This window comes from Paenibacillus agaridevorans (assembly GCF_003112455.1).
Classification (GTDB): Bacteria; Bacillota; Bacilli; order Paenibacillales; family Paenibacillaceae; genus Pristimantibacillus; species Pristimantibacillus agaridevorans.
In genome coordinates this window covers 296029-302886 of sequence record NZ_BDQX01000458.1, presented here as the reverse complement: position 1 = coordinate 302886, position 6858 = coordinate 296029, and the positions used below count along the sequence as shown (strand labels likewise).

Annotated in this window: 3 protein-coding genes and 1 pseudogene; 3 read left to right on the top strand and 1 reads right to left on the bottom strand. The window is 57.9% G+C overall.

Annotated elements, in window-relative coordinates:
* Positions 1–188, bottom strand: a pseudogene (locus PAT3040_RS39410) (Na/Pi cotransporter family protein); the annotation flags it as partial.
* A gap of 350 nt (positions 189–538) precedes the next feature.
* Between PAT3040_RS39410 and PAT3040_RS35160 the strand changes: the two are divergent.
* The 3 genes from PAT3040_RS35160 to PAT3040_RS39405 all read left to right on the top strand — a co-directional run.
* Positions 539–1897: a class I SAM-dependent rRNA methyltransferase gene (locus PAT3040_RS35160; RefSeq protein WP_181377018.1), complete on the top strand. Its 1359-nt coding sequence runs from the start codon at positions 539–541 to the stop codon at positions 1895–1897.
* 33 nt (positions 1898–1930) lie between these two features.
* Positions 1931–5425 carry a helicase-exonuclease AddAB subunit AddB gene (gene addB, locus PAT3040_RS35155; protein WP_108996266.1) on the top strand — a complete coding sequence of 1165 codons (3495 nt, stop codon included), beginning with the start codon at positions 1931–1933 and terminating at the stop codon, positions 5423–5425.
* 4 nt (positions 5426–5429) lie between these two features.
* Positions 5430–6858: UvrD-helicase domain-containing protein (locus PAT3040_RS39405; protein ID WP_146200638.1), on the top strand; the 1429-nt coding region annotated here is incomplete at its 3' end.

The following is a 6858-nucleotide window of genomic DNA, read 5'->3' as shown; positions in this document are numbered from 1 at the left end:
CTGCTCTGGAGTACGGCGGTCGTAGCCGCGCCGACGGCCATTCCGCGAAGCGGAGTGGCCGTTGATCTCTGCAGCATGGCGGTCAAGTGGGGTCCTGCCATTCGGTGGAGGGCAAGCTCCATCAGCTTCATGCCGCTTAGAAAGACACTGAATCCGATGAATACCGGCAATAGAAGGTTCTGGATCATGGGTTTCTCCTTATCTTAAAGTTCGGTTTTCAGCACGTAGCTATTCGTAGCTATATGTATGCGAGGGAGAAGACAAGCATGACAAGCCCGTCTATAAGTGCGAGTTCAAAAAGTTCGGTTCTCAGTACCGAGAAGATTGGATGAAGCTAGAACCTGAGGAGCGGAGCGTAGTGGAAGCTACGTGAGCACCTGCAAGGTTTCCGTAGGAAACCTACTTCGAAAGCATCCGCTTAGGTTCGGCTGAATTCAATATTCGACGTCGAGTATGCTTCTAGGATTACTTCGTAATGGGAAGCGGACTTTTTGAACAACCTCTATAAGAAAAAGAGTGCGAGAGAGGAAGTTGAGACGTGAGCAGGGCGACGATAATATTGCAAAAGGCGCGCAAGAAAAGAACGGAACAAGGACATCCCTGGGTTTTCGCAAGCGAAATCGACCGGATGGAGGGTGAAGCCGCGGGAGGCGATCTCGTAAATGTGACGACGGCGCAAGGAAAATATTTGGGCACGGGTTATTGGAATCCCAAGTCTCAAATTACGGTGCGCATCGTCTCTTACAAGCCTGACATCGAGATGGACGAAAGTTTTTTCGTCATGCGCTTCCGTGAGTGTGCAGCACATCGTGCGCGATTTGTAAACGACTCCGACTGCAGGCTCGTGTACGGGGAAGCGGACTTCTTGCCTGGACTCGTCGTCGACAGATTCGGCGGCGTTCTCGTCGTTCAGCTGTTGACGCTGGGCATGGACGCCAGACGCGACAGCATCGTAAAGGCGCTGGTTCAGGTGTTCCAGCCTGCGGGCATCTATGAGCGGAGCGATGTTGGCGTAAGAGCGCTGGAAGGACTGGAGGAGCGCAAGGGAGAGCTATACGGCCAATGCCCAAGAATCGTCGAGATCGAAGAAAACGGCTTGAAGATGGAAGTGGATATCGTGGAAGGACAAAAAACGGGCTACTTCTTCGATCAGCGCGAAAATCGCGCTGCCACTGCGCCGCTCATGACGGGCTGGGGCGCCCGTTCCGGGATTGCGTTGGGTCCCGATCCCGAAGGCGGTGCCGGCGACCTTGTGCCGCTAAATGCCAACGGGAAGGTCGTGACCTTCCCTTATTGGGACGGCGCCACGGTGTTGGAATGTTTTGCCCATACGGGGAGCTTCACCCTGCATGCCTGCAAGTACGGCGCCAAGAAGGTGACATGTCTGGACGTATCCGACCATGCGATCGAGACGGCGAGAAGGAACGTGGAGCGCAACGGCTTTTCGGATCGCGTCGAATTTGTTGTCGCGGATGCCTTCGATTATTTGCGGTCGCAGGCGAAGGGGCTGGATGATCGTAAGATGAGAGCGGCAGTCGGAGTTGATACGTCGAAGAAGCTGACCGATGCGGGGCGCACCTGGGATGTCGTTATTCTTGATCCGCCGGCTTTCGCCAAGACGAAGGGCGCTGTGGCGGGAGCTTGCAGAGGCTACAAGGATATCAATCTGCAAGGATTAAAGCTTGTAAATGAAGGCGGCTATCTTGTTACGGCAAGCTGCTCTTACCATATGGCGCCGGACTTGTTCCTGGAGACGATTGCCGAGGCGGCCGTCGATGCCGGAAAAGCGCTCAGGCTGATCGAATGGCGAGCGGCGGGCAAGGATCATCCGCAGATACTCGGCGTCAAAGAAGGCCATTACTTGAAATTCGCCATATTCGAGGTGCGGAGCAAATAACGCGCCGCTCCCGGGAGAGGGGAGAAAGCCATTATGCCTTTGCAATTCGTAATCGGCCGTTCCGGCTCGGGGAAGACGGGATATTGTATGGAGCAGATTCGGAATGGTCTCCGCGAGAATCCTGACGGACCGCCGCTTATTATGCTTGTTCCCGAGCAGGCTACATTCCAGACGGAATATGCCATGCTGAGAGGCAGCGGGCTTCGAGGCACGATGCGCGCACAGGCGCTCAGCTTTAGACGCCTTGCGTTCCGCGTCATGCAAGAGACGGGCGGTACGGCGCTTGTCCCTATTGGGGATACGGGCAAACATATGCTGCTCTACAAAATCGTGCACCGCGAAGCCGAAAAGCTAAAGTTGTTCGGCAGCGGCGCCGGACAACCGGGCTTCATCGATCGGCTGGCTGAGCTATTGACGGAATGGAAGCGATACGGCATATCTGCCTCGGAAGTAGAAGAATCGGCAGCTTCGGGGGATATCGTTCGCTCCGCGATGCTGGACCGGAAGATGCATGATGTCGGTTTGATCTACGATCGGATGGAGACGGAGCTTGCAGGCCGCTATATGGATGCCGAGGATTATTTGCGTCAACTGGAAGAAGGGTGGCCAGTAGCTTCTTCCATGAACGGCGCACGGATATGGATCGACGGATTCTACGGCTTCACGCCTATGGAATATCGGGCGTTGGCCGCCTTGATGGGCTCCTCGGCTCATATTACTGTCGCTCTTACGCTGGACAGGCCCTATGAGCTCGGCGAAGCGCCGCACGAGCTGGATCTGTTTCATCCGACCGCCGAGACGTACGCCACGCTGCTCGGTCTTGCCGAAGAGAGAGCCATTGATGTGCTGCCTCCCATCAACTTGAATAATGGCAGCGTCGCATCGGCCAGGTTCAGGGATAATCCGATGCTGGGGCATCTGGAACGGAATTATGGCGGTAAAAGAAACCCGATGCCCCTGCCGGCCGGCGAACGAGGCTTGTCGCTCCAAGCTGCCGCAGGCAGACGTGCCGAGGTCGAGGCTGTAGCCCGCGATATGCTGCGCAGGACAAGGGAAGAAGGGCTTCGCTGGCGGGATATGGCGATTATGGTTCGGAATGCGGAGGACTACGCCGATTACGTCTCTCTGGTGTTCTCCGATTACGAAATTCCGTACTTCGTCGACCGGAAGGAGAAGGCGCTGCATCATCCGCTCGTGGAATTTATCCGCTCTTCGCTGGAGTCGGTCCTGTTCGGTTGGCGTTACGACGCCGTATTCCGCTGCATCAAGACGGAGATGATGTTCCCTGTAGATCGAAGCATGCCACGCGAATGGTTCGACCGTCTTGAAAATTTCGTGCTCGCTGCCGGCATCGACGGCTGGAAGTGGCTCGACAATGGCAGTTGGAGACCGCAAGCGCCGGTATCGCTGGAAGAGGACGAGGCCATGGCGACAGTGAGCGCCAGCGCCCAGCGGGAATTCGAACTCGTTATGGCGGCGCGCGAGGTCATAGTGCCGCCGCTTCGACGCTTCGGCGAGAAGCTGCGCTCCGCCGGCACCGTTCGCGATATGGCGGAGGCCATGTACCAATTGCTCGCGGATACGGATGCGGCAGACCGGCTGGAGATCTGGAGCGGGGAAGAGATGGCTGCGGGGTTGCCCCTGCGGGCAAGATCGCATCGCCAGCTCTGGGACGGCGTCCTGGCGCTGCTGGATCAGCTTGTCGAGCTTGCTGGCGACGAGAAGATGCCGCCGGAGCTGTTTGCGGGCATGGTGGAGTCGGGGCTTGACAGCCTGACGCTCGCCGCGGTCCCCCCTGCGCTGGACCAGGTGCTGGTGGGAAGCATGGATCGTACCCGCTCGCGCGGAATCGCAGTCAGTTACGTGTTAGGCGCCAATGACGGGGTCATTCCCATGCGCGGCAAGGAGGACGGACTGTTGTCGGAAGCAGAGCGGGAGCTGTTGGCAGAAGCAGGGCTCTCCATGGCTCCTAGCGCGAAGCGTCGTCTTCTTGATGAACGGTTTATGGTATATAACGCTTTGACGACGCCTAGCCGTCATCTCTGGATCAGCTGGACGATGGCGGACGAGGAAGGCAAAAGTCTGCTTCCCTCGGAGCTGATTCGTCAGGTGCAAGGCATGTTCCCTGGACTGGCCGTAAAGGAAATCGCCGCAGAACCTAATCTCGCGATGCCGGAGGTTCATCAAAAGGAATTTCTCGTACATCCGCGCAGAACTTTATCCCATTTGATCAGTGCATTGCGTCAATCGAGGGTAATTGGCAAGGAATTGGCATCTTTCTGGTGGGATGCGTACAACTGGTACGCCGCCCGTCCCGAATGGCAGGACAGGCTTGGCATGCTTCTGTCTTCCTTGGACTTCCGCAATATTGAGAAAGAGCTGCCGGAGGTGCTCGCGCGGGAACTATACGGCTCTCGAATGCAAGTCAGCGTCTCTCGGATGGAACGATTCGTCTCCTGTCCGTTCCAGCACTTTGCCATACACGGCCTCAAGCTGCGGGAGCGGAAGCTCTACCGCCTGGCTGCGCCGGATATCGGCCAGTTGTTCCATGCCGCTCTCAGCGCGCTGGCCGGCAAGCTTGGCGGAGGCTGGGGCAGCACGCCTCGGGCGGAAATCAAGGAAGCCGCTGCGCGTACCGTGGATGAGCTTGCGCCCAAGCTTCAATCGCAAATTCTGCTCAGCAGCGGCCGGTTCGGCTTTGTTGCCCGCAAGCTCAAAGCCATTGTCGCCCAAGCGGCAGTCATGCTTGGCGAGCACGCCAGGAGAGCGGATTTCCAACCTGTCGGATTGGAGATCGACTTCGGCCCGGGCGGCAAGCTGCCGCCTATGGTGCTGCAGCTTCCAAGCGGAGCGCAGATGGAGGTGATCGGCCGGATCGACCGCGTCGATGCTGCGGAGACGGAGGACGGCTTGCTGCTGCGCGTCATGGACTATAAGTCCAGCTCAACCTCGCTTAGGCTGGAAGAGGTCGTATACGGCCTGTCGCTCCAAATGCTGACGTATCTCGATGTGCTCGTCACGCATGCGAACGAATGGCTGGGTCAGCCGGCTTCTCCGGCCGGCGTGCTCTACTTCCATGTTCACAATCCCGTAATGGCGCTCTCCAACCGGACATCGGAAGAAGAAGCGGACGGCATGCTGCTGAAGCGCTACAAGATGAAGGGTCTGCTGACGGCCGATGCGGAGGTGGTGCGTCTGATGGATGGCGACCTGGAGCAAGGTTATTCGGAGGTGCTGCCAGTCGCGCTCAAAAAGGATGGCAGCTTTTACAGCAGCTCCTCGGTCGTGACGAATGAGCAATGGTCGACATTGCGTCGTTCGGTAAGACGGACGATTACGGGGATCGGCCATTCCATCCAGCAAGGAAATGTTTCCATAGAGCCCTATCGGCTCGGAGACAAGACGCCGTGCCAATTTTGCGATTACAAGCCGGTATGCCAGTTCGACCCGCTTGTCGAGGGGAACGAATATCGCAAGCTGACGAAGACGTCCAAGGAAGATGTCTGGCGTTTGCTGGAGGAGGTGTAGCTCTATGAGTAACGAGTTTAATAAGGTTGTCGCGACGCTTCCGCCCAAGCCGGAGAACAGCACCTGGACCGACGATCAATGGAAGGCTGTCGTGACGGGAGGGCGAAACGTGCTGGTAGCGGCCGCGGCCGGCTCCGGCAAAACAGCGGTGCTCGTCGAACGCATCATTCGCAAAATATCGTCCGATACAGACGTGGACAAGCTGCTGGTCGCCACCTTTACGAAAGCGGCGGCGGCGGAGATGAAAGAGAGGATTACGCTGGCGCTCGAGAAGGAGCTGGAAGCCCAGCCGGACTCCGATCACTTAAGGCGGCAGCTGGCGCTGATGGGAAGAGCGTCCATTACGACGCTGCATTCCTTCTGCATGGACGTCATTCGCAGACACTACCCGCTCATCGGTCTCGATCCGGGCTTCCGCATCGCGAACGAGACGGAGAGCGAGCTGCTTAAGCTCGACGTCATGGACGAGCTGTTCGAATATATGTACAGCGGAGAAGGCGAGGGCGCCGCGGCATTTCTGGAGCTGGCGGAGCGTTACGGCGGCGAGCGGGGCGACGAACCGCTCTATCGGCTTGTAGGCCAGCTTCATGAATTCGCCCAAAGCCATCCGTGGCCAGCTTACTGGCTCCGTCAAACGGCAGCGGCCTTCGAGATAGGCAACGCCCGGGAGCTGGAGGCTTCTCCCTGGGTGCAGAGCATGCACCGGGACGTTCTGCTGGCGCTGAGCGGAGCGGAGTCGCAATTGGAGGAAGCGCTGGACATCACGCGGCTTGCCGGGGGGCCTGCGCCTTATGCAGAGACCTTCGATGAAGATCTGTCCGTCGTTCGCCATATTCGACTAGCGGCGGAGAGCGGTTCCTGGAGCAGCCTGGGCGATGCCTTCCGCAATGCGGCGTTTGGCAAGCTCAAGGCGCTTCGCGGAGACGGCTATGACAAGTCTCTGCAGGAAGAGGCGAAGTCGCTGCGGGAGGATGTCAAGAAGTTGATCGGCTCCATCGCCGAAGAGCTGTTTGGCCGTACGTCGGAGCAGTTCGTGGAGGAGCTGCGGGAGCTGGCGCCGCTTATGGGGGCGCTTTCCGAACTGGCGGTGTCGTTTGGACAGCGCTACGAAGCCGCGAAGCGGGACAAAGGACTGCTCGATTTCGGGGATCTCGAGCATTATTGCCTTCGCATTTTGCGCGACGAGAGCTCCGAGCCGGGACATTTAGTGCCTTCAAGTGCCGCAGAGGAATACCGCGTACAGTTCGACGAGATTTTGCTGGACGAGTACCAGGATACGAACATGGTGCAAGAAGCGATCGTCACGTTGATCGCGCGGGAAGGGCGAGGCAATCTGTTTATGGTAGGCGATGTCAAACAAAGCATCTATCGCTTTCGTCTCGCCGAACCGAATTTGTTTTTGACCAAATACAAGTCCTATGACACCGGAAATG